This window comes from Haloferula rosea, assembly GCF_016595525.1.
GTDB lineage: Bacteria > Verrucomicrobiota > Verrucomicrobiia > Verrucomicrobiales > Akkermansiaceae > Haloferula > Haloferula rosea.
The window spans coordinates 245,552-264,384 of the sequence record NZ_JAENII010000007.1 but is presented as its reverse complement, the minus strand read 5'-3'; the positions used below and the strand labels follow the sequence as shown (position 1 = coordinate 264,384).

Annotated in this window: 18 protein-coding genes; 11 read left to right on the top strand and 7 right to left on the bottom strand. The window is 61.3% G+C overall.

Going from position 1 to position 18,833, the window contains the following annotated elements; all coding sequences use genetic code 11:
• Window positions 1-71 precede the first annotated feature (71 nt).
• Complete coding sequence (locus JIN81_RS11200; protein ID WP_200279197.1) at window positions 72-551, bottom strand: argonaute/piwi family protein; 480 nt, start codon at window positions 549-551, stop codon at window positions 72-74.
• A gap of 1,253 nt (window positions 552-1,804) precedes the next feature.
• Here JIN81_RS11200 and JIN81_RS11195 point away from each other — a divergent pair.
• From JIN81_RS11195 to JIN81_RS11150, 10 genes are all read left to right on the top strand, one after another.
• Complete coding sequence (locus JIN81_RS11195; protein WP_200279194.1) at window positions 1,805-2,974, top strand: aminotransferase class I/II-fold pyridoxal phosphate-dependent enzyme; 1,170 nt, start codon at window positions 1,805-1,807, stop codon at window positions 2,972-2,974.
• A gap of 25 nt (window positions 2,975-2,999) precedes the next feature.
• Window positions 3,000-3,770 (top strand): CAAX prenyl protease-related protein, encoded by a 771-nt coding sequence (locus JIN81_RS11190; RefSeq protein WP_200279190.1) that lies wholly within the window; start codon window positions 3,000-3,002, stop codon window positions 3,768-3,770.
• 62 nt (window positions 3,771-3,832) lie between these two features.
• Window positions 3,833-4,528: a MotA/TolQ/ExbB proton channel family protein gene (locus JIN81_RS11185; RefSeq protein ID WP_200279187.1), complete on the top strand. Its 696-nt coding sequence runs from the start codon at window positions 3,833-3,835 to the stop codon at window positions 4,526-4,528.
• Window positions 4,525-4,941: an ExbD/TolR family protein gene (locus JIN81_RS11180; protein WP_200279184.1), complete on the top strand. Its 417-nt coding sequence runs from the start codon at window positions 4,525-4,527 to the stop codon at window positions 4,939-4,941. The genes JIN81_RS11185 and JIN81_RS11180 overlap by 4 nt, the downstream gene beginning before the upstream one ends.
• Window positions 4,941-5,690, top strand: a complete 750-nt coding sequence (locus tag JIN81_RS11175) for a hypothetical protein (protein WP_200279181.1) — start codon at window positions 4,941-4,943, stop codon at window positions 5,688-5,690. The genes JIN81_RS11180 and JIN81_RS11175 overlap by 1 nt, the downstream gene beginning before the upstream one ends.
• 5 nt (window positions 5,691-5,695) lie before the next feature.
• On the top strand, window positions 5,696-5,929 hold the full coding sequence (locus tag JIN81_RS11170; RefSeq protein WP_234044730.1) for a hypothetical protein: 234 nt from the start codon (window positions 5,696-5,698) through the stop codon (window positions 5,927-5,929).
• Window positions 5,930-5,989: 60 nt separating this feature from the next.
• Window positions 5,990-7,240, top strand: a complete 1,251-nt coding sequence (fabF, locus tag JIN81_RS11165; RefSeq protein WP_200279226.1) for a beta-ketoacyl-ACP synthase II — start codon at window positions 5,990-5,992, stop codon at window positions 7,238-7,240.
• A 446-nt stretch (window positions 7,241-7,686) separates the two neighbouring features.
• Entirely contained in the window at window positions 7,687-8,130 is a 444-nt protein-coding gene (locus JIN81_RS11160) for a periplasmic heavy metal sensor (protein WP_200279176.1), read from the top strand.
• The gene (locus JIN81_RS11155) at window positions 8,123-8,725 is read left to right on the top strand and encodes an RNA polymerase sigma factor (RefSeq protein ID WP_200279173.1); all 603 of its coding nucleotides are present in this window, start codon (window positions 8,123-8,125) and stop codon (window positions 8,723-8,725) included. Before JIN81_RS11160 ends, JIN81_RS11155 begins: the two co-directional genes overlap by 8 nt.
• 80 nt (window positions 8,726-8,805) lie before the next feature.
• Complete coding sequence (locus tag JIN81_RS11150; protein WP_200279170.1) at window positions 8,806-10,884, top strand: TonB-dependent receptor; 2,079 nt, start codon at window positions 8,806-8,808, stop codon at window positions 10,882-10,884.
• A 295-nt stretch (window positions 10,885-11,179) separates the two neighbouring features.
• Here the strand turns inward: JIN81_RS11150 and rpsU are convergent, their stop codons facing one another.
• From rpsU to JIN81_RS11135, 3 genes are all read right to left on the bottom strand, one after another.
• A complete protein-coding gene (gene rpsU / locus JIN81_RS11145; RefSeq protein ID WP_200279167.1) occupies window positions 11,180-11,446 on the bottom strand; it encodes a 30S ribosomal protein S21 in 267 nt (88 codons plus the stop codon).
• 120 nt (window positions 11,447-11,566) lie between these two features.
• Window positions 11,567-14,743 carry a preprotein translocase subunit SecA gene (gene secA, locus JIN81_RS11140; RefSeq protein WP_200279164.1) on the bottom strand — a complete coding sequence of 1,059 codons (3,177 nt, stop codon included), beginning with the start codon at window positions 14,741-14,743 and terminating at the stop codon, window positions 11,567-11,569.
• 158 nt (window positions 14,744-14,901) lie between these two features.
• Window positions 14,902-15,690, bottom strand: coding sequence for an SDR family oxidoreductase (locus tag JIN81_RS11135; protein WP_200279161.1), 789 nt, complete (start codon window positions 15,688-15,690; stop codon window positions 14,902-14,904).
• Between the two features lie 130 nt (window positions 15,691-15,820).
• Between JIN81_RS11135 and JIN81_RS11130 the strand changes: the two genes are divergently transcribed.
• Entirely contained in the window at window positions 15,821-16,480 is a 660-nt protein-coding gene (locus JIN81_RS11130; RefSeq protein WP_200279158.1) for a hypothetical protein, read from the top strand.
• A 22-nt stretch (window positions 16,481-16,502) separates the two neighbouring features.
• Here the strand turns inward: JIN81_RS11130 and JIN81_RS11125 are convergent, their stop codons facing one another.
• Genes JIN81_RS11125 through JIN81_RS19480 form a run of 3 tightly spaced genes read right to left on the bottom strand, consistent with a single transcriptional unit; the run spans window position 16,503 to window position 18,824 of the window.
• On the bottom strand, window positions 16,503-17,213 hold the full coding sequence (locus tag JIN81_RS11125; protein WP_200279156.1) for a hypothetical protein: 711 nt from the start codon (window positions 17,211-17,213) through the stop codon (window positions 16,503-16,505).
• Window positions 17,214-17,216: 3 nt separating this feature from the next.
• Window positions 17,217-18,038 (bottom strand): fructosamine kinase family protein, encoded by an 822-nt coding sequence (locus JIN81_RS11120; RefSeq protein ID WP_200279154.1) that lies wholly within the window; start codon window positions 18,036-18,038, stop codon window positions 17,217-17,219.
• Between the two features lie 15 nt (window positions 18,039-18,053).
• Window positions 18,054-18,824, bottom strand: a complete 771-nt coding sequence (locus tag JIN81_RS19480) for an Hsp33 family molecular chaperone HslO (protein ID WP_200279152.1) — start codon at window positions 18,822-18,824, stop codon at window positions 18,054-18,056.
• Window positions 18,825-18,833: the final 9 nt, after the last annotated feature.

Genomic DNA, 18,833 nt, shown 5'->3' with positions numbered 1-18,833 from the left:
TCATGCCCGAGTCTGATTGGAACCGCCCTGTACGGAGCCGTACGCAGGGTGGTGTGGGACCGGGGAGCTAATCACTCCCCGGGACCCGATTCTGCCTTGGGTTTGTTGCGGAGTTGCAAGAGTAGATCAGAAGGGAAACCACTCTCGTGCCACTTCTCTCTATATCCCTCTTCGCCATGATCTGCGAGAAGAGCCTCAAACTCCTTCAGCACTTCTCCGAAAAAACGCGGCACCGTAGTAGTGCCCCGATGGACTGACTCAAACTTGTCGTCAGGGTGCATTCCCCAACTGTTCCAGTCATCAAACCACCGCAACTCGTAATCCAATCCGCTCTCGCTACTCGTGAGAAGCAACTGAATCTCGCCCGGCTCGTCCATGAACACGACCCGAGCGGACTCTGCTCCACCCCTGAGTGCGCGGGCTGCCTCACCAAGTTCCCGAAGTGAGTCGTGAAGGTAGGAAACCGTTATATCGAACTTCTCATCACCGTCCTGAATCTGCGCCATCGCCCACCCAGCTCCTTCGAGATCGTATGTTAGGGAGAAGCCCATCTTTCTTGGCAGAACAGTTTATTGGACACACGGGAAAATTTCCCAGTTTATTGACAGTGTGAAATATCCGGGGATCCGGTCTCTTGCATTTGGAGGGTGGAGTCGAACGTCCTTTTCGATGGTCATTGCCAACAGCTTATCGGCTGTTCGCTGCATCACAAGGAGCAAGAGGAAGGCTTTTCGCCGTGAATTCGATGATCTGATGGAGAAGGTGGCGGTGGCTCCGAAAGCGAGGCCCTAAGATCATCGCCATCTGGAGCGTTGGGGGCAGGCGCTCCGGCAGCGTTCAGTCGGGTAATCGGTTCCGGATTTTCTTGAAGGTGATTCTGAAGAATTGATTCACACAAAGGGTGTGGAGCGTTTTCAGGTGCGCCACGGGCAGGAGGCGTCCGTTTGCCTCATGAGGTCTTGTGGAAGAGTTGTGGACGAAGCAAACGGGTTGGGACGGTGTCGGGTGAAGTGGGTGGAATGGTTGCGTGGGCGAGAAGTTCGGTGATTGGGAAGTAGAAGGTAAAAAGTGGAAAGTGGGGGAGGCTCCGCGTGCTTTGCGGTTTTTTGAGTGGAGAGTAAAAAGTAGAAAGTGGAAAGGGGGCGGGTGAGCTGCAGCGGCTTGGAAAGCCGCGCTCCTTATTCGCTGGCGTCGCTTGGCCCCTGACCCCTCAGTTCCCGACCCCTTGGTCGGAATGGGGTGGTGAGGTTTGAAGAATTGGGGAACCGCGAAAGGGACGCGAAACGAGAGCTCCGCATGCTCTGCAGTTGCTGAGTGAAAAGTAGAAAGTAAAAAGTGGAAAGTAGGGAGAGGCTCCGCTTGCTCTTGGGGGATGAAGCTCGGGATCGATGGAGGAGGCGGGATGCTAGGGAGGGAGCTCTCGGGGTAGAATCAGGGATCACGGCCCTTCAGGCCGTGTTGTTCCGGCAGCTGATTTACCCAAGGCTGCGCCTTGGGCTGAGGGATATCGAACCGTTGGGCCAGGCTTCTGCCAATGGCTGGCATCGCTTGGCCCCTGACCCCTCAGTCCCTGAGCCCTTGGTCGGAATGGGCATTGGGGTTTGAAGGATTGGGGAACCGCGAAAGGGGCGCGAAATGGGAGCTCCGCATGCTCTGCGGTTGTTGAGTGAGAAGCGGAAAGGGGGAAGGGGTGGAAGCTCCGCTCGCTTGGGGCGATGCGCGGCGGTGTGGGACAGGGATTGGGATTGCGTGGAGGGAGGTTCCTCTCTCAAATGCGCGCCCCGGCGTCGCCCGGGATGTGAAGATGGATTACTCAGAGAAAATTGCCCGTCAGGTTGCGGCGATTCCCCGATCGGGAATCCGCGACTTTTTCGAGCTCGTCCAAGGCCGCGAGGGCATCATCTCGCTGGGTGTGGGTGAGCCTGATTTCGTGACTCCATGGCACATTCGTGAGGCGGCCATCTACTCCTTGGAGAAGGGCCAGACGAGCTACACGTCGAATCTCGGCCTGCCCAGCCTGCGTCGGGCGATTTCCCGCTACGTGGATGATTTCTTCGACGTGCACTATGACCCGGCCGGCGAGGTGCTGGTCACGGTGGGGGTCTCGGAGGCCATCGATCTGGCACTCCGTGCGCTGCTCAATCCGGGGGAAGAGGTCGTGTATCACGAGCCCTGCTACGTTTCCTACTCGCCGAGCATCGTGATGGCGTATGGGGAGGCGGTGGCCGTGGAGACGCGGAAGGAAGATGGATTTTCGCTCAAGCCGGAAGCGCTCGCTGCGGCGATCACGCCCAAGACGCGGGTGGTCATGCTGAACTTTCCCACGAACCCGACGGGTGCCACGGCCTCGAAAGAGGATCTGGAAGGGATCGCGAAGCTCTGTGTGGAGCATGATCTGATGGTCCTCAGCGATGAGATCTACAGCGAGCTTCGCTATGATGAGAACGAACCGCATGTCTCGATCGCAACGTTTCCGGGCATGCGTGAGCGCACGATCCTGCTGCACGGCTTCTCGAAGGCATTCGCGATGACGGGCTTCCGTCTCGGCTATGCCTGTGCGCCCCAGCCGATCATCGAGGCGATGATGAAGATCCACCAGTATTCGATGCTTTGTGCGCCGATCACCAGCCAGACGGCGGCGCTTGAGGCACTGGAGAATGGTTCGGCGGCGGTGGTCAAGATGCGCGACAGCTATCACCAGCGGCGCGACTTTCTGGTCAAGCGCCTGAATGCGATGGGGCTGGATTGCCACACGCCCGGGGGGGCTTTCTACGTGTTCCCGGACATTCGCAAGACGGGGTTGACGAGTCAGCAGTTCGCCATGCAGCTGCTCGAAGAGGAGGGGGTTGCGGCGGTGCCGGGAACGGCATTCGGAAAATCGGGCGAAGGTTTCCTGCGTTGCTGTTATGCGACGGGCTTCGATGAGCTGAAGCTGGCGATGGACAAGATGGAAGCGTTCGTGGGGCGTCTTTGAGCCGATGACTGGAGGTAGCCAGACCGTGAGTGACCGACTGCGACTTGAGCAGCCGTCGCTCTGGGTGCGGCGGCAGGTCATTCCGTTTGCGATCTTCATGGGGTTCCTGCTGTTGCTGCAGGCGGCCGGGGCATTCTTTGCGGTCGATCTTCCGAGTCAGCCGTGGTGGCGACGGGCGCCCGAGCAGTGGATCTATCCGCTGCAGACGATTGCGTGTCTGGTGGTGCTGGTCCGGTGGTGGAAGTCGTATGAATTCAACTGGTCGCTGAAGTGGTCGGCGATCGGCGCGGTGTTCGGAGCGGTCGGGATTGGGTTCTGGATCCTGCCGACCTTTCTTTACGGCTACCTGGACGTGCCGCATTCGGACGGTTGGTGGCGCTGGCTGGGGGTGGTCGAGCGGAAAGACGGGTTTGATCCGGGGGAGATGTTCGGTGAGGGCACCGGGGCGTATTGGGCGGCGTTGGTGATGCGCTTTGTGCGTGCGGCGGTGGTGGTGGCGCTGGTTGAGGAAATCTTCTGGCGCTCCTTCATGATGCGTCTGGTGCTGGACTGGGACGGTGACTACTGGAAGCAGCGGTTCGGTCGCGGTTCATGGTTGTCGTATGCGGTGGTGACCGGATTGTTCGTCGTCGCGCATGCGCCTTCCGACTACCCGGGTGCACTGGTTTACGGCTCGCTGACCTACCTGCTGTGCATCTGGAGCCGGAATCTGGGTGCCTGCGTGGTCATGCATGCGGTGGCCAACCTGCTGATGGGGCTGTATGCCGTTCAGAGTGGCAATCTGGGCCTTTGGTAGGAGGACGGGATTCGGGTTTCCTGAGGCTGGTCATGGCCGGGTCATCGGGCTAGTCTCCCGGCATGCCGACTGATTTCGTGGATCCGTTGGGCCTGCTCGAATTGGGAGGCCCGATCATCTTGCTCCAACTTGGATTGGCCTTTTTTGGCGCGGTCTTTGTCGTCGAGCGGATGTTCTTTTTCCACCGGGCCCGGATCAATGTGGGTGACCTGCTGGTCGGATTGTCCAGTCACGCCCAGCGCAAGGCGTATGCAGAGGCCTTGCACGAAGCGGCCCGGGCACCTGGTCCGGTCGCGCGGGTCGCTCACGCGGTGCTGCTGAGGCACCACATGGACCGGTCCGACCTGCGGGATGTGGCGCAGGAGGCCGGGCAACTCGAGGTGCCGCGGATCGAGAAGAACCTGCGTGCGATCCTGGCAGTGGCGCTGGTCGCTCCCCTGAGCGGGATGCTCGGCACGGTCCTCGGGTTGACCGAGATGTTTCAGGAGATGGGAGGCAGCGAGGAAACGGTCTCGGCGGTGGAGCTCTCAAGCGGGGTATTCCAATCGCTGGTGACGACGGCATTCGGCCTCATGGTGGCGATTCCGGCCTACTTGTTTTACCTTTATTTCCTCGGTCGGGCGAAGCGCTTGTTCCACCGGATCGAGCGCACTGGGATCGAGATGGTCAACATCGTGTGCGATGCGCGCAATGACACCGGCATCGTTTCCATCCGGGATGAAATCGAAACCCGCGAACGTGAGGACCGGAGAGGATGAAGTTGGAAACCACACTTCCCGAGCGGGTGGGGTTCCTTCATGCGGTTCCCATCTTTGATCTGTTTGCTCTGTTGTTGATCGCGATCATGCTCGGGCCTTCGTTCATCACGCAGGCGGGCGTGCAGGTGGAGATGCCGGTATCGCGATTCCAGGTGGCGCGTCAGTCGGATGCCTCCGTCATTACCATCACTCAGGGGGAACCACCGGTGATCTGGCTGGAGCGGATGCAGGTGAGCGAGGAAGAGCTCGTCGCAAAGTTGGAGAGCCGCCGTCAGGCCTCGATCCAGGTGCCAGTGGTGTATGTTCGGTCGGACAAGCAGATCTCGGCGGAGTTCGAGCGGCGGGTGACCGAGTTGGCCCTGCAAGCTGGATTCCGGGTGTATTTGTTGGGTCGAGCGGAGGAGTCACGCTGATGTTCCGCCGTCGCAAAGTCCTTCAGCATCGGGATCGCGAGTCAGGGCTCGCGTTCAGCTGGCGCGTGCCGCTTTCGAGCGGAGGCTCGATGTTTGCGGCCTTTGCCTTGGTCGCTCTGGGTGCCGTGGTGCTGTCGGCGGCGGTCCGGGTCAATGTCGGTCGGCCGAATGCGGAAGAGGCGCAGCGAGCGTCGGTGATCATGATCCCACGTGGCTCGGGTGGCGAGCGGATCGAGCAGAACGCGCGCGAAGCCGGACCCTTTCCGGTCCGCTGGAATCCTGCGGCTGATCCTGAGTATGCGTCGCTGCGGAGTCGTGCGCTGCGGGAGGCCGGGGAGGTGGGCGTGCCTTACCGGGCAGCTCCGCAGGAGATTGAATTTTCATCCAGTGGCAAGCCCTCGTCTGAGGGGTGGCCCCTGGCGGTGCTGCCACCGCTGCCGGAGCGTCGTGTGATTTCCGCGGACGACGATGGTCCGCGGGAGGTCGCTCACGGTCTGCGTGTCCTGAAGTCGAAGGAGGGGGTGAGTCTTCTGCATGCCAGCTTGATTCTGCCCGCCGCGGAGTCGGTGGGAATTGTCGGGGTGCGCTACCTGATCGAGTATGACCGGGACGGTCGGGTGCTGGAGGTGACGCGCATGGATTCCGGGGATCCTCAGGCCTCGGTGGTGTCCTGGGTGGAGCGTGCCCGCGTGGAGGGCAATCAGGGGGAACCCGGGTTGCTGGTCGTCGAATCCGTGATCGGATCATGATCGAGATGACGCTCACAGAACTGGCCTGCTGGGTGCTGGGGATCGTCATGATCCTCGTGGTCGTGGGCGGCTGGGGCTCGACCTGGAGAAGCAGGAAAGAAGAGCGTCGTTCCGCCCGCTATCGGGCGGTTTGCAGGCTCTGCCTTGCGGTCTTCCGCTTGGACGGGCGGGGTAGCGAGCATCGCTGTCCTGAATGTGGGGCGAAGACGGATCGCAGTGGGCCGACGCCCCTTGGATGAGGCTTGCAAGGGCCGGAGGCAGCATCTAAGCAGGATCACCCTGCGGGGCGCCAAATCATGATGAATGAACGACGAGTTGTAATCACTGGGGTGGGCTGTGTCAGTCCATTGGGCAATGACGCGGAGTCCACATGGAGTGGCATGAAGGAAGGCCGAAGCGGCATCGCCCGGATCACCCACCTCGATCCGACGCCCTATGGCTGCCAAATCGCCGGCGAAGTGAAGGATTTCGCGGCCGATCAGTATTTCAAGAACCCGAAGGATGCCCGCCGTGCGGACCGCTACGTGCAACTCGGGGTGGCAGCGGCGCGCATGGCCTACGATAGCTCCGGCCTCGGTGAAACCGAGGGGTTGGACCTGACCCGTGTTGGCGCGATCGTCAGTAGTGGCATCGGTGGCCTGGGAACGCTCGAGAACGAGCACGCCAAGCTGGTGGTGAAGGAGGGGGCGAAGGTGTCTCCATTCCTGATTCCAATGATGATCGCCAACATCGGCAGCGGCATTTTCTCCATGGAGTTCGGCCTTGGTGGCCCGAACATGGCGATTGTCACGGCCTGTGCGACCTCGAACAACTCAATCGGTGAAGCATGGCGGATCATCAAATTTGGTGACGCGGATGCGATGATCGCTGGCGGAGCCGAAGCGAGCATCCTGCCATGTGGGCTTGCCGGATTCGGCAGCATGCGTGCGCTGAGCACCCGCAACGACGATCCAGAGGCGGCTTCACGCCCCTTCGACAAGGACCGCGACGGCTTCGTCATGGGTGAGGGTGCCGGTGTGGTGGTGATTGAGGAACTCGAGCACGCCAAACGTCGTGGAGCTCCGATCATTGCCGAACTGATCGGCTATGGGGCGAGTGCCGATGCCTATCACCTGAGTGCTCCATCTCCCGACGGCACGGGACCTGCCCGGGCCATGCAGATGGCGATGAAGCACGGCGGCGTGAATCCCGAGGAAGTGGACTACCTAAACGCCCACGCCACGTCGACCGGTCTCGGTGACGTCGCCGAGGTGAAAGCGATCCAGCTTGCCTTCGGTGACCACGTGAAGAATGGCTTGAAGGTGAGTTCGACGAAGTCGATGACCGGGCACATGCTCGGGGCGGCGGGTGGCTCGGAACTTCTTGCCTGCTTGATGGCCATCCGTGATGGCGTGGTGCCTCCAACGATCAACGTCGAGAATCAGGACCCCGAGTGCGACGTCGACTGCGTGCCGAATACGGCGATCGAACAGAAGATCGATGTGGCGCTGAGCAACAGCTTCGGATTCGGCGGTCACAACGCCTCGCTACTGGTGAAGCGTTACGTGTGATCCGGAGGCCGCTTGTGTGGCTTCTCTGCAACGAGAGGGAGGCCACTACTGCGGTTCTAGCCCACCCCGGATGTGGGCGGGCCGAGGCTTTGGGCGAGTAGGGTTCCGGAACCTATCGCCTTGTAGGCGGAGGGCACATCCCGATAGTCTATGGGCGAGATGGAGCGGGAGATTGAACAGACTCTGCATGCTGCGCGGCGCGCTTCGCCGGAGCGGCTGAGGAGGGGGTTCAGCGACGAGGTGATGCAGAGGATTGCGATGGCCTCGAAGGATTACCGGGTTCCGATGTTGATCGCGACCCGATCGGGGTTTGCTATGACTGCTGCGGTGGCGGTGATCGCGGCGTTGGTCACCTCGCGTTCGGAGGAAGGAAGATCCGGGAGTGAGGTTCCGCCACCATCCTTGGCTTTTCAAACTCCTCGTGTGGGAATCGTCATTTCGGAGTGATGAGACGTCCGGGAGAGATCATCCTTTGGGGCGTTTCGACGGTGGTTCTCGCCGGTCTGACTGCTTGGTTCGTTGGCAGCCGCAGCGGGGCCGAGGAGACGGCGGGACAGCAGGAGCAGGATTTGCATCGCTGGATGCATGAGCGTTTGGTGTTGAGCCCGTCTCAGCACGAGATGTTGGAACCCATCGAGCATGCCTACGATGACAAGCGGAGGGAGCTCGAAGGGAAGATCTCGGAGGCGGGTCGTCGTCTTGCGCAGGCGGTGGGTGAAGGTGATCAGGAGTCGCCGGAAGTCGCAGCGGCCTTGGCGGACCTGAGCCAGCTCCAGTCAGAATTGCAGCGAGCCACCTTGAATCACTATTTCGTGATGAAGGATCAGCTGGATCCTGAGCAGGCAGAGAAGTTGTTGGAGTGGATCCGTAGAAGCATCGTGCATGAATAGCAGCCAGCCTATCGACGCAGGAGCGGCGCTGCCTGAGCAGACCGATGTGGATGCTGTGGAGGATCACCGCTTGGTCGCCCTGGCGCAAGGGGGCTGCCCGGATGCCTATCGCAGCCTCGTGGAACGCCATCAGCAGAGGCTCTATCGCTTTTGCTACCGCTACCTCCGCAATGAGGATGAGGCAATCGAGGCGAGTCAGGACGCATTCGTCCGGGCGCACGCGGCACTTCCGCGTTTCCGGCCGAAGGCGAAGGTGTCGACCTGGCTGTATCAGATCGCACTGAATCTCTGTCGCGACCGGGCGCGAAAGGCAGGCAGATTGAGCATTGCCCAGTCGACCGAGGTCGCGGAAGCCACATGTCGGGCGTCGACCCCTGACGAGGCGGCGATGCTCGGTGCGGATCTGGCGAAGCTCGACCGTGGGTTGGCGGCGTTGTCGGAGAAGTCACGCAGTGTGCTGGTGATGAGCTGCCTCGATGGCATGAGCCACGGCGAGTGTGCTGAGGTTTTGAAGTGTTCCGAGCGGGCGGTCGAGGGACGCTTGTATCGGGCGCGCCACGAGCTGGCGGCGTGGTGGGCGCGGGATGAGGGCTGACCGGGGTGGATGAGGTCTGACCCGGACACTTTTCTGTGGAATGTTCATGGGGTGGTGGGGCTTCGGTCGTTTCACCCAATGTGCACCGATTCATCCATCTTCTCTTCGCGCTTCCCTTGGTCTCGTCCGCCCAAGAGGCACCGGTGGAGCCTTTGTTGACCGACGACGATGAGTCCATCGTGGGTGCTCTCGACACTTTGGTTGTGACGGGCAAGGCGGAGAACCTTTTGGGGGAAGCATTGACCGCCAGCATGGGGCAATCGGACCGGCAGGAGCTGTTGGATCGTCCGTATCTGCGCCGTGGTGAACTGCTGGAGGTGGTGCCTGGCCTGGTGGTGACCCAGCATGCCGGCGGGGGGAAGGCGAACCAGTATTTCGTGCGCGGCTACAATCTCGACCATGGCACCGACTTTGGGCTCTTTGTCGACGGGATGCCGGCGAACTACCGCGCTCATGGTCATGGTCAGGGGTATGCGGACCTGAACTTCCTCGTGCCGGAATTCGTGGAGCGTCTGGACTACCAGAAGGGGCCATTTGACGTCACGCGAGGCGATCTGACGACAGCCGGTTCGGCAGAATTTTCCCTGGTGAATGCGCTTGAGCGGGGATTCGCCACCGTGACCGTGGGCGAGGACGAGTATCTGAGGATGGTCATGGGGGATTCGGTGACGCTGGGAAACGGCACGCTGACATATGGTGGGGAGGCGACCTCCTACGATGGCCCCTGGCTTCTCGATCAGGACTTCCAGCGTTTCAACGGCATGCTGAAATGGGCGACGGGGAACGAGGAGGATTTCTTCAATGTCACGCTGCTGGGTTATCAGGCTGAGTGGATTTCGAGTGATCAGATCCCGCAGCGTGCGATCTCAAGTGGCCTCATTGACCGGTATGGATTCATCGATCCCACCAACGGTGGGCAGTCGCAGCGCTACTCGCTGTCGATGAACTGGGGCAAACGTTCGGGTGACGTGGTATGGAGGGCGAATGCCTACGCCGGCTACTACGATCTCGATCTGTATTCGAACTTCACCTACTTCCTCGATGATCCGGCGAATGGCGATCAGTTCCGCCAGTCCGACCAGCGGGTGTTCTTCGGGGGTGAGCTCTCGGCGACCTTTGAGAACCGTGAATTGTTTGGTGCTCCGACGGCCTACACGCTGGGGATTCAGACCCGCAACGACTTGATCTGGGATCTGGAGCTTGCGCGCACGAGGGCGCGTGGCGATGTGAATCCGATTCGAGAGGATGACGTTTTCACCGGAAACTACTCGATGTTCGCGGGTGCGGAGACGAGGTGGAATGACTGGTTCCGGACCGAAGCGGGAGTGAGGGCCGACCTGTTCTACTTCGATGTGGATAGCGACGACCCGCGCAACAGCGGCAACGAATTTGATGCGGTTGCCGTGCCGAAGTTGAACTTTATCTTCGGTCCTTGGGCGAACACCGAATACTACGTGAATCTTGGTGGTGGATTCCACTCGAACGACGCCCGTGGTTTGTTCACGAGGGTGGATCCGAATGACGGGGTCACGCCGGTGGCCCCGGTGGACGCCCTCGTCCGGACCTGGGGTGCGGAGATCGGGACCCGGACGCAGTGGAGCGAGTGCTTCACCACCACGGCGGCAGTCTGGTACATCTACAGTGATTCCGAGCTGCTGTATGTCGGCGATGCGGGGAACGTCGAAGCTGGACCGTCAACGGACCGCTACGGTGTCGAATTCGCGGCGTATTGGCGGCCGAACGATTGGTTCGGCTTTGATGCTGAGGTCGCTCTCTCCCAAGGGCGCTACACCGACACGAGCGGTGGGCCATGGATTGAGAATCAGGTGCCGGTCGTCGTTTCGAGCGGATTCACCTTCGGCGATGAGCTCGGGCTGTATGGCGCGCTCAGGGGGCGCTACTTCTCAGAGCGCCCATTGACGGCGGATCGTTCGGTGGAGTCCGCCGATTCGTTTCAGGTGAATGCCCGGGTCGGCTATCGCTGGGAGAACTGGGACATTGCACTCGACGTGCTCAACCTGCTGGATCGCGAGGACAACGACATCGAATACTACTACACGTCGCGCCTGCCAGGAGAGGCTGCAGCGGGGATCGACGATGTGCACCTGCACCCCACCGAGCCGCGGACGATTCGTGCATCGGTGACCTACTATTGGTGATGCTCGGGGCTGAGTAGGGTGGTGAGGGCTTAGGCCGTGTCCCCGGTCCGAAAGTAGAAAGTAGAAAGTAGAAAGTCGAAGGTCCGATCCCTTCATTCGCTCCGGTTGTGCGGAGGTGCTTGAGTGGCGGGACTTTTGACCTTCGACCTTTAGACTTTGGATCGGGTGGTCTCACGGGTTGGAGCCAGCCTGCCGCGAAGATCAGGTGGTTTGAGGGGTGCTGGACCAAGAGGCACAAAAAAACGGACGCCGGTGAGGGCGCCCGTTTTCGGAAAGAGTAGGAAAACCCGTCGCTTCAGGACGGGGTGTTGTTTGCAGCAGCGGATGACTCCTCAGCCTTCGCATCCTGCGAGCTGCTGAGGTAGCGCCAGCGCACCTTGTGGCGCTTTGGAGCGGTGCGCTGCTTGCGCAGACGACGTTGAGTCGGGGATTCAAACGCACGGCGACGGCGCATCTCTTCAAGGATTCCCTCGGTGTCGAGTTTGGTCTTGAGGCGCTTAAGGGCGCGGTCCACTGGCTCGCCCTTCTTAATGATCACTCCACGCGTGTGTTTGTCGCTCATGCTTGAATCTTTCTAGTTTCCCTCTCAGTCGGGGCGCGAAACCTACCGATAGAGGGGCCGCTGTCAAGTGGCTAGTTGGGAATTTAAGGTGTTTGAAATAGATGGGTTTTGCCGTGGCGATCAGGCTTCGCGGCCGCAGCAGGCCTTGAATTTCTTGCCGGATCCGCAGGGGCAGGGAGCGTTGCGGCCGACGTTCTCCACGTTGAAGCTCGGAGGTCGCCGTTTGGGTAGATTGAGCTTCAGGTTGCCTTCGGACGGCTGGCCCGGGAGGGCCTGGGGCGAGACGTTGCCGGAGCTGCCGGTGGTGGCCATGTTGGCCTGACTGACGGCGCCCTGCTGCATCGCGGCAAGGTGCTGCTTGAGGTATTCCTCGATCTTGGCGGCGGAGCGGAACAGGTTCTGGAGGGCTTCCTCCTCGATCTGGTCCATCAGGGTCACGAAGAGCTTGTAGGCCTCGTTCTTGTATTCGACCAAGGGGTCCTTCTGGCCCTGGGCGCGGAAGGAGATGCCTTCCCTGAGGGCATCCATGTTGTAGAGGTGTGCCTGCCACTGCTTGTCGATCGCCGCCATGATCATGCGGCGCTCCTCGCTTTCAAGGATCTCGGGCGGGAGGTTGCTGACGCGCACTTCGTAGGTCTCCTTGACCCGCTTGACGAGGAAGTCGGCGATCTGCTCTGCCGAGCTGCTGGTGAGATCGATGTCGTCGGCCGTGAAGCGGATGGGAAGGGTGCTGTTCACCCAGCCAATCAATTCGTTGTAGTCCGGGGATTCTTCGTCGCGCCCGCTGAGGAATTCCTCAACCTTCTCCGGGATGGTCTTTTCGATGATCTCGTTGACGAGGTCACGGGGCTCTTCGACGCTGAGCACTTCGTTGCGGTAGCCGTAAACGACTTCGCGCTGCTTGTTCATGACGTCGTCGAATTCGAGGATTCGTTTCCGCCATGTGTAGTTGCGTTGCTCGACGCGCTTCTGGGCGGTTTCGACCGACTTGTTGAGCCACGAGTGCTCGAGGGCCTCGCCGTCTTCCATGCCGAAGCGCTCCATCATGTTGGTCATGCGGTCCGCTGCAGCGAAGTTCCGCATGAGGTCATCCTCGAAGGAGATGTAGAACTGGCTCATGCCCGGGTCACCCTGACGGGCGCAGCGACCGCGCAGCTGGCGGTCGACCCGGCGGGATTCGTAACGCTCGGTCGCGATCACGAAGAGGCCACCGACATCGGCGACTCCTTCGCCGAGTTTGATGTCCGTGCCCCGACCTGCCATGTTGGTGGAGATGGTGACCGCGCCGCGCTGGCCGGCGGCAGCGATGATCTCCGCCTCCTGCATGTGCATCTTCGCGTTGAGCACGGTGTGGGGGATCTTGGCACGCTTCAGCATGCGGGAAACCGTCTCGGAGGCCTCGACCGATGCGGTGCCGGCAAGGACGGGTTGTCCTTTCTCGTGGGCTTCCTGGATCTTCTTGATGACCGCGTTGTATTTCTCACGGCGGGTCTTGAAGACCTGGTCGTTGAGGTCTTCGCGTTGATTCGGCCGGTTGGTCGGAATCGGAAGGACGTCGAGCTTGTAGATGTCCGAAAACTCGGCGGCTTCGGTCTCGGCGGTGCCCGTCATGCCTGCGAGCTTCTCGTAGAGACGGAAGTAGTTCTGAATCGTGATGGTGGCGTAGGTCTGGGTCTCCTTCTCGATGGTGACGCCCTCCTTGGCCTCAACGGCCTGGTGGAGACCGTCGGACCAACGGCGGCCCGCCATCTTGCGGCCGGTGTTTTCATCGACGATGACGACCTTGCCTTCCTCGACCACGTATTGGACGTCGCGCTCGAAGGTGCAGTAGGCCTTCAGGAGCTGGGAGATGTTGTGCATCTTCTCGGCCTGCTGATCGAGGCGCTGCTGCATCTCGTCCTTGCGGATGGTGCGCTGCTCGTCGGTGAGTTCCGGGTCGGCATCGATCTCGGCATACAGCGTGCCGAGGTCGGGGAGGATGAAGGATTCCGGATCATCCGGAGAGAGGAATTCGCGGCCCTTCTCCATGAGGTCGGAGTCGTTGGCCTTCTCATCGATGGTGAAGTAGAGCTGCTCCTTCAGGTTGAAGAGTTCCTTCTTCTGGGCGTCCTGATAGAACGACAGCTCGGTCTTCTCGAGCAGGCGGCGGACGTCCGGCTCCTGCATGAGGCGCATGAGCTGGCGGTTGCGCGGCTGGCCGAGCTTGACCATGAAGAGGTTCCTGCCGGCGGTTTCCTGATCTTCTTCGTCGAGGGCGGCCTTGGCCTTGGTGACGAGCTCGTTGCAGAGCAGCGTCTGACGTTTCACGAGCTGCTCGACGAGCGGCTTGTAGCGGTCGAACTGGTGGGATGAGACGGTGGACGGACCGGAAATGATCAGTGGTGTCCGCGCTTCGTCGATGAGGATGGAGTCGACTTCGTCAATGATGGCGAAGTAGTGGCCTTTCTGGACCTGGTCGTCCTTGGAGGAGGCCATGCCGTTGTCGCGCAGGTAGTCGAAACCGAACTCGGCGTTGGTGCCGTAGGTGATGTCGCAACCGTAGTGCTCCTTGCGTTCCCACGGGGACATCTGGTTCTGAATGCAGCCGACGGTGAGGCCGAGGAAGCGGAAGAGCGATCCCATCCACTCCGAGTCACGGCGGGCAAGGTAGTCATTCACCGTGACGACGTGGACGCCGAGGCCGGTGAGGGCATTCAGGTAAACCGGCAGGGTGGCGACGAGGGTCTTACCTTCACCGGTCTGCATTTCGGCGATCATCCCGCGGTGCAGGGCGATGCCGCCGACGAGCTGGACGTCGAAGTGGACCATCTCCCAGCCCAGATCCTGATCGCAGACATTGATGGTGCTGCCGCACATCCGGCGCGCGCCATTTTTGACCACGGCGTAGGCCTCGGGAAGGATCTGCTCGAGGTAGCGTGCCCGGATTTCACGGAACTGCGGTTCGATTTCGCGGAAGGCTTCCTTGGCAGCTTCGATCGAATCGACGGTGGGCTCGACCTTGGCAGGGAGCTCGGGGAATTCCTCGCGGAGGTCGGCGAGTCGGGCTTCCAGAGCGGCGGCGGCTTCCTCGACGACGGCCTGCTCGGCGCGCTCAAGCACGGGCTTGGCCGGGGCATCGAGGTCGTGATAGCGGGCCAGGTGGGTCTTCCACTTAGTGGTCAGCTCGCGCAGCTTTTCCTCGGGCTCCTGCTGGAGCGCCTCCTCGATTTCCTTGATGCGTTCGACGGTCGGCTTGATTCGACGCAGTTCACGCGCGTTCTTCGAACCAACGATCTTCTGAAGGATCCACTTGATCATGTGAAAAAATAGTTTGGCGACCTTGAATTCAGGTCCCGCGGCGGAGGCCATACACCGCTCCGGCCCCGCGTGCAAGCGGTAGCGAACGCCGCATTTGTAGCGGCAATTCCGTTTCGGAAATGCCGCCCCGTGCGGAAACGTGGGCCCTCAGCCGGGGATCAGATCGACATCGCGTTGAATCCGCCGTCCACCACCACTTCGGTGCCGGTGATGAATCCACCGGCTGCATTGGAGGCAAGCAGCAGGGTGGCGCCGATCAGTTCTTCGGGGCTGCCAAAGCGGCTCGATGGCGTGTGGCGCATGATTTCGAGGACGCGGGACTCGTCGAGCACCGCGCGGTTCTGCTCGGCTGGGAAGAATCCGGGGACCAGGGTGTTCACGCGGATGTCGCGGTCGGCCCATTCGCGGGCGAGGTTCCGGGTGAGGTTGTGGACGGCCGCTTTGCTTGCGGAGTAGGAGAACACGCGCGAAAGCGGGTTCAGCCCGGAAATCGATCCCAAGTTGATGATGGAGCCCGGAATTTCCCGGCTCAGGAAGTAGTTGGCGAAGATCTGGCAGGCCCGCAGGGTGCCGACGAGGTTGACGTCGAGGATGCGGTGGAACTCGTCGTCGGTGATCTCGAGGGCCGGGGTTGGTGAGTTGACGCCTGCGCCGTTGATCAGGATGTCGATCTGGCCGGATTTCTCGACGACCTGATTGAGCAATTCGTTGAGTGAATCCCGGTCGGTGGCCTCGGCGCGCACGAAGTAGGCCGTGCCGCCGGCTTCTTCGATCTCGGCGATCCGGTTTTCGGCTTTTTCGATCGATCGGCCGACGATGACGACTTCAGCACCTGCCTTGGCAAGGCCGATGGCCATGGTTCCGCAGAGTTCGCCGGTTCCGCCAATGACGACGGCAACCTTGTTGCGGAGTCCGAAAAGATCTGTGAGAAATTGAGAGCTGGGCATGGGCGAATGCTCCATTCGGATCGCCCGGGAGGCAAGCAGGATTGGATGACAATGCGTCACCCGGGCGGGTGGAATCGCTTGAATGCATTGGAATGGCCAGAGTCGGGTGGCTTCAAGCAGCCTTGGGCCGATGAGTGTGATTCAGGATGTCTTCAGCTATGCGGTGCGCGGGAACGGGAAATTCATCCTGATCATCGGGTCGGTGATCCACGTCATGTCCTATCTGATGGGCTTCGCGCCGCTGATCGGAATCATCGCCAACTGGATCCTGTTCGCGTATTTTTGTGCGATCTACTTTCAGATCATCGAAACGACCGCCACGGGGAGTACAGAGGCTCCCGAGTTTCCGGAGATCTCGAACCCTGTGGGAGACCTCCTCGTGCCGATGTGCAAAGTGTGCGGGGTGGCTCTCGCGGTGTTCAGCCCCTTGATTGCGTATTTGTTCGCCGTGGACACCCCGTCCGCCGGAGTGGTGTTCGCCCTGGCTGGGGCGGCGGCCGTGTATTTCCCGATGGCGATGATGGCGGTCGTCGTGTTGGGCTATCTCGGCGCAATGGGGCCGCAGATCGTGGTGCCGGCGATTTGCCGGGCAGGGGGGCTCTACTGGCTGTCGGTGTTTCTGCTGCTGATGCTCTACCTTGGACAAATCTACGTCGTGGACGCCGTCGAGGGGATTCCGTTTCTCGGCCAGATCGTCTCGGCCGTGGTGTCGATGTATCTCCTGATGACCAATGGGCGGATGCTGGGAATCATCTACCGGGAGCGTCGCGAGGAGATGGGCTGGATTTGAGCGGGGTGCGCGGGTTGCCGGGCTATGGGCGCATTCCGCGGTAGCGCCAGGGAGCGTAATTTTCCCGCTCCAGCTTGCTTGTCGGGATGCTTGCGGCATTGACTCGCCATACCGGGAAGGGTCCGGCCTCGTAGGCGAGGATGCAGCCTGGCCGGGTGGAATCCCATCCGGCGAACAGGAGCACGTGCTTGTCGTTGAGCAGGATGTCGCCGGGCGCAAGCTGGAGCCAGGATTTCAGCCGGACGCAGATGGACGGGAGTTGTCGGGTCGAGTAGGGCTTCGGGAGGCGCCAGCAGCGCGAAACGAAGCCGGAGCAGTCGATGCCACAGGCACTCTCGCTGGTTCCTGAGTCTCCGAGACGGCGTTTGGCGGATGTGGAGATGTCGCCTGCGAACTCGCCCTCCTCGAGCGATCGCAAAAACTCCCTCGGGGTGTCGAAGCCGCCCCATTGGTAGGCCATGCCCCGTGCTTCGGTTCCGGGTTTCCACCAACCGTTTGCGAATCCGCGTTGGTTGAGTGACTGATCCGGGGTGTGAACCAGAATCCCACGTTCATCGGGTCCATGCTTGATATGGCGGGTCTCCGGCATCCAGGTCAGGGCACTGTAGGTATGCGCCGTGGCGATCGCATCGGCGGCGGTGACGGTGTCCGCCGGCCCGGGGATGCCCCAAGGGTCGGTGGCGCACGAACTCAGGAAGGAGGCTGCAGCAAGCAGGGCGAACAGGATTCTCATGGCTCAGGAAAAGCGCTGGATGATGGCGTCGGCCTGGGAAATGTAGGACCCGCCGAAGAGGAGAGCGTGATTCAGGATGTGGTAGAGATTGTAGATGTCGTCGAGATCGTCCGCTTCGCCGTCGTCTCCGTGGTTGCTACGGTAGGCCTCGTAGAATGATTGGCCGAAGCCGCCGAACAGGCGTGTCATCGCAAGGTCGGCCGCGGCGTGACCATGGTAGCAGGCGGGATCGAAGATCACCGGTTCTCCATCCGGCAGGTAGGCCCGGTTGCCGCTCCAGAGGTCGCCGTGCAACAGGGATGCCGGCGGATTTTCCGGGAGAAGCGATCCAACGCGCTCAAGGAAGCGATCGGAGCCGCGGAAGGTGATCTTCCGTGCACCGAGCAGGTCGAACATGCGCCCGAGTCGATGGTCGGCAAAGAAGTCGCCCCACGATGCCGTCGGAGGATTGGCCTGTGGGGTCGAGCCAATGAAATTGTCCTCCCTGAAGCCGAAGACCGATGTGGTGGTTTGGTGAAGCGCGGCCATGGCTTCTCCGAGGCGGGATTCGTCGCCCGATGGCCGGAGGTCGAGATGCTCCAGGATCAGGATGGCGGTGCCGTCCGCGGTGCCTGTCGCCACCACTTCCGGGGTGCGGATCGCCCCGGTTGCTGCGATGGCTCCGAGACCAGTAGCTTCGCTGCGGAAGGCCGGAGCGTGGGAAATGTCGTTCGACTTGATGAAGTAGGGCCCCCAGCGATGGGCCCGGTGGATGCAGCCGCCGGAGACGGGCACGGGAGAACCGGCCGGGCATTCGCCGAGGAGATGGAGGACTGCGGCTTTCATCGACGGCGCCGAGGCCTAGAGCATGTCCCGTGACACCCCGTAGCGGGCGGCGCACCGCGGGCACTGGACGACGATTTGATCGCTGTCTCCGAAGAGCTCGTCGGGGCGTTCCTTCCAGGACCCCAGAATCGGTAGAATCTTTTCGAGGGTGCAGCCGCAGTGAAAGCGGAAACGCCGGGTCTCAAGGACCTTGGTCTCTTCCGTTTCCTGCAGCTTCGTCACTGCTTCGGTGTCGAGGTTCTCGAACCACTCCTCGTCGAAGTCCGGCTGGGCGGCGATGAGGACGTAGGTTTCGTCCGGGAGGCGGAAGGCCTTGGCGGGGCGTTGCTCTGACTGCATGTAGTACTGCGACACCCAGAAAAGCGGGTCCTTGCCGTCGACCTGCAGGGTGGAGGTTCTGGGTTCGGCGCCGGGCTGGGTGGTGGTCTGCGAGTAGAACAGGTTGCGGTCCGGTTCGCGGACATCCTCGGTGAACAGGCGGCCGGTCACCATTTCCTGAGTCGATGACGCGGTGACGAAGAGGTTCACCCGAGGGGCACGCAGGTTGACCGTCCAAGCAATCGTTTCCGCCCACGGGCGGGCGACTGCGTGCAGGGTCAGCATGGCGTAGAGTTCCTTCAGGATGCCGTCGAGCTCCTCGCCATACCGGAGCTCCTGCTGCATGAGGTGCAGGTAGTGATCGGTGTAGATCGGCGTGAACTGGGCGCGGACCGCCAGCACGTTTCGGTGGCGCACGAAGATGGACTCGACGCGTGTGAATTCTTCGACAGGGACTTGCTCGCTCACGGGAGGGAT

Excerpts from the sequence above, each read along its gene's own strand:
- JIN81_RS11200 (WP_200279197.1), bottom strand. The coding sequence starts at position 551 with ATGGGCTTCTCCCTAACATACGATCTCGAAGGAGCTGGGTGGGCGATG.
- JIN81_RS11195 (WP_200279194.1), top strand. The coding sequence starts at position 1,805 with ATGGATTACTCAGAGAAAATTGCCCGTCAGGTTGCGGCGATTCCCCGA.
- JIN81_RS11185 (WP_200279187.1), top strand. The coding sequence starts at position 3,833 with ATGCCGACTGATTTCGTGGATCCGTTGGGCCTGCTCGAATTGGGAGGC.
- JIN81_RS11180 (WP_200279184.1), top strand. The coding sequence starts at position 4,525 with ATGAAGTTGGAAACCACACTTCCCGAGCGGGTGGGGTTCCTTCATGCG.
- JIN81_RS11175 (WP_200279181.1), top strand. The coding sequence starts at position 4,941 with ATGTTCCGCCGTCGCAAAGTCCTTCAGCATCGGGATCGCGAGTCAGGG.
- JIN81_RS11170 (WP_234044730.1), top strand. The coding sequence starts at position 5,696 with ATGACGCTCACAGAACTGGCCTGCTGGGTGCTGGGGATCGTCATGATC.
- fabF (WP_200279226.1), top strand. The coding sequence starts at position 5,990 with ATGAATGAACGACGAGTTGTAATCACTGGGGTGGGCTGTGTCAGTCCA.
- JIN81_RS11160 (WP_200279176.1), top strand. The coding sequence starts at position 7,687 with ATGAGACGTCCGGGAGAGATCATCCTTTGGGGCGTTTCGACGGTGGTT.
- JIN81_RS11155 (WP_200279173.1), top strand. The coding sequence starts at position 8,123 with ATGAATAGCAGCCAGCCTATCGACGCAGGAGCGGCGCTGCCTGAGCAG.
- rpsU (WP_200279167.1), bottom strand. The coding sequence starts at position 11,446 with ATGAGCGACAAACACACGCGTGGAGTGATCATTAAGAAGGGCGAGCCA.
- secA (WP_200279164.1), bottom strand. The coding sequence starts at position 14,743 with ATGATCAAGTGGATCCTTCAGAAGATCGTTGGTTCGAAGAACGCGCGT.
- JIN81_RS11135 (WP_200279161.1), bottom strand. The coding sequence starts at position 15,690 with ATGCCCAGCTCTCAATTTCTCACAGATCTTTTCGGACTCCGCAACAAG.
- JIN81_RS11130 (WP_200279158.1), top strand. The coding sequence starts at position 15,821 with ATGAGTGTGATTCAGGATGTCTTCAGCTATGCGGTGCGCGGGAACGGG.
- JIN81_RS11125 (WP_200279156.1), bottom strand. The coding sequence starts at position 17,213 with ATGAGAATCCTGTTCGCCCTGCTTGCTGCAGCCTCCTTCCTGAGTTCG.
- JIN81_RS11120 (WP_200279154.1), bottom strand. The coding sequence starts at position 18,038 with ATGAAAGCCGCAGTCCTCCATCTCCTCGGCGAATGCCCGGCCGGTTCT.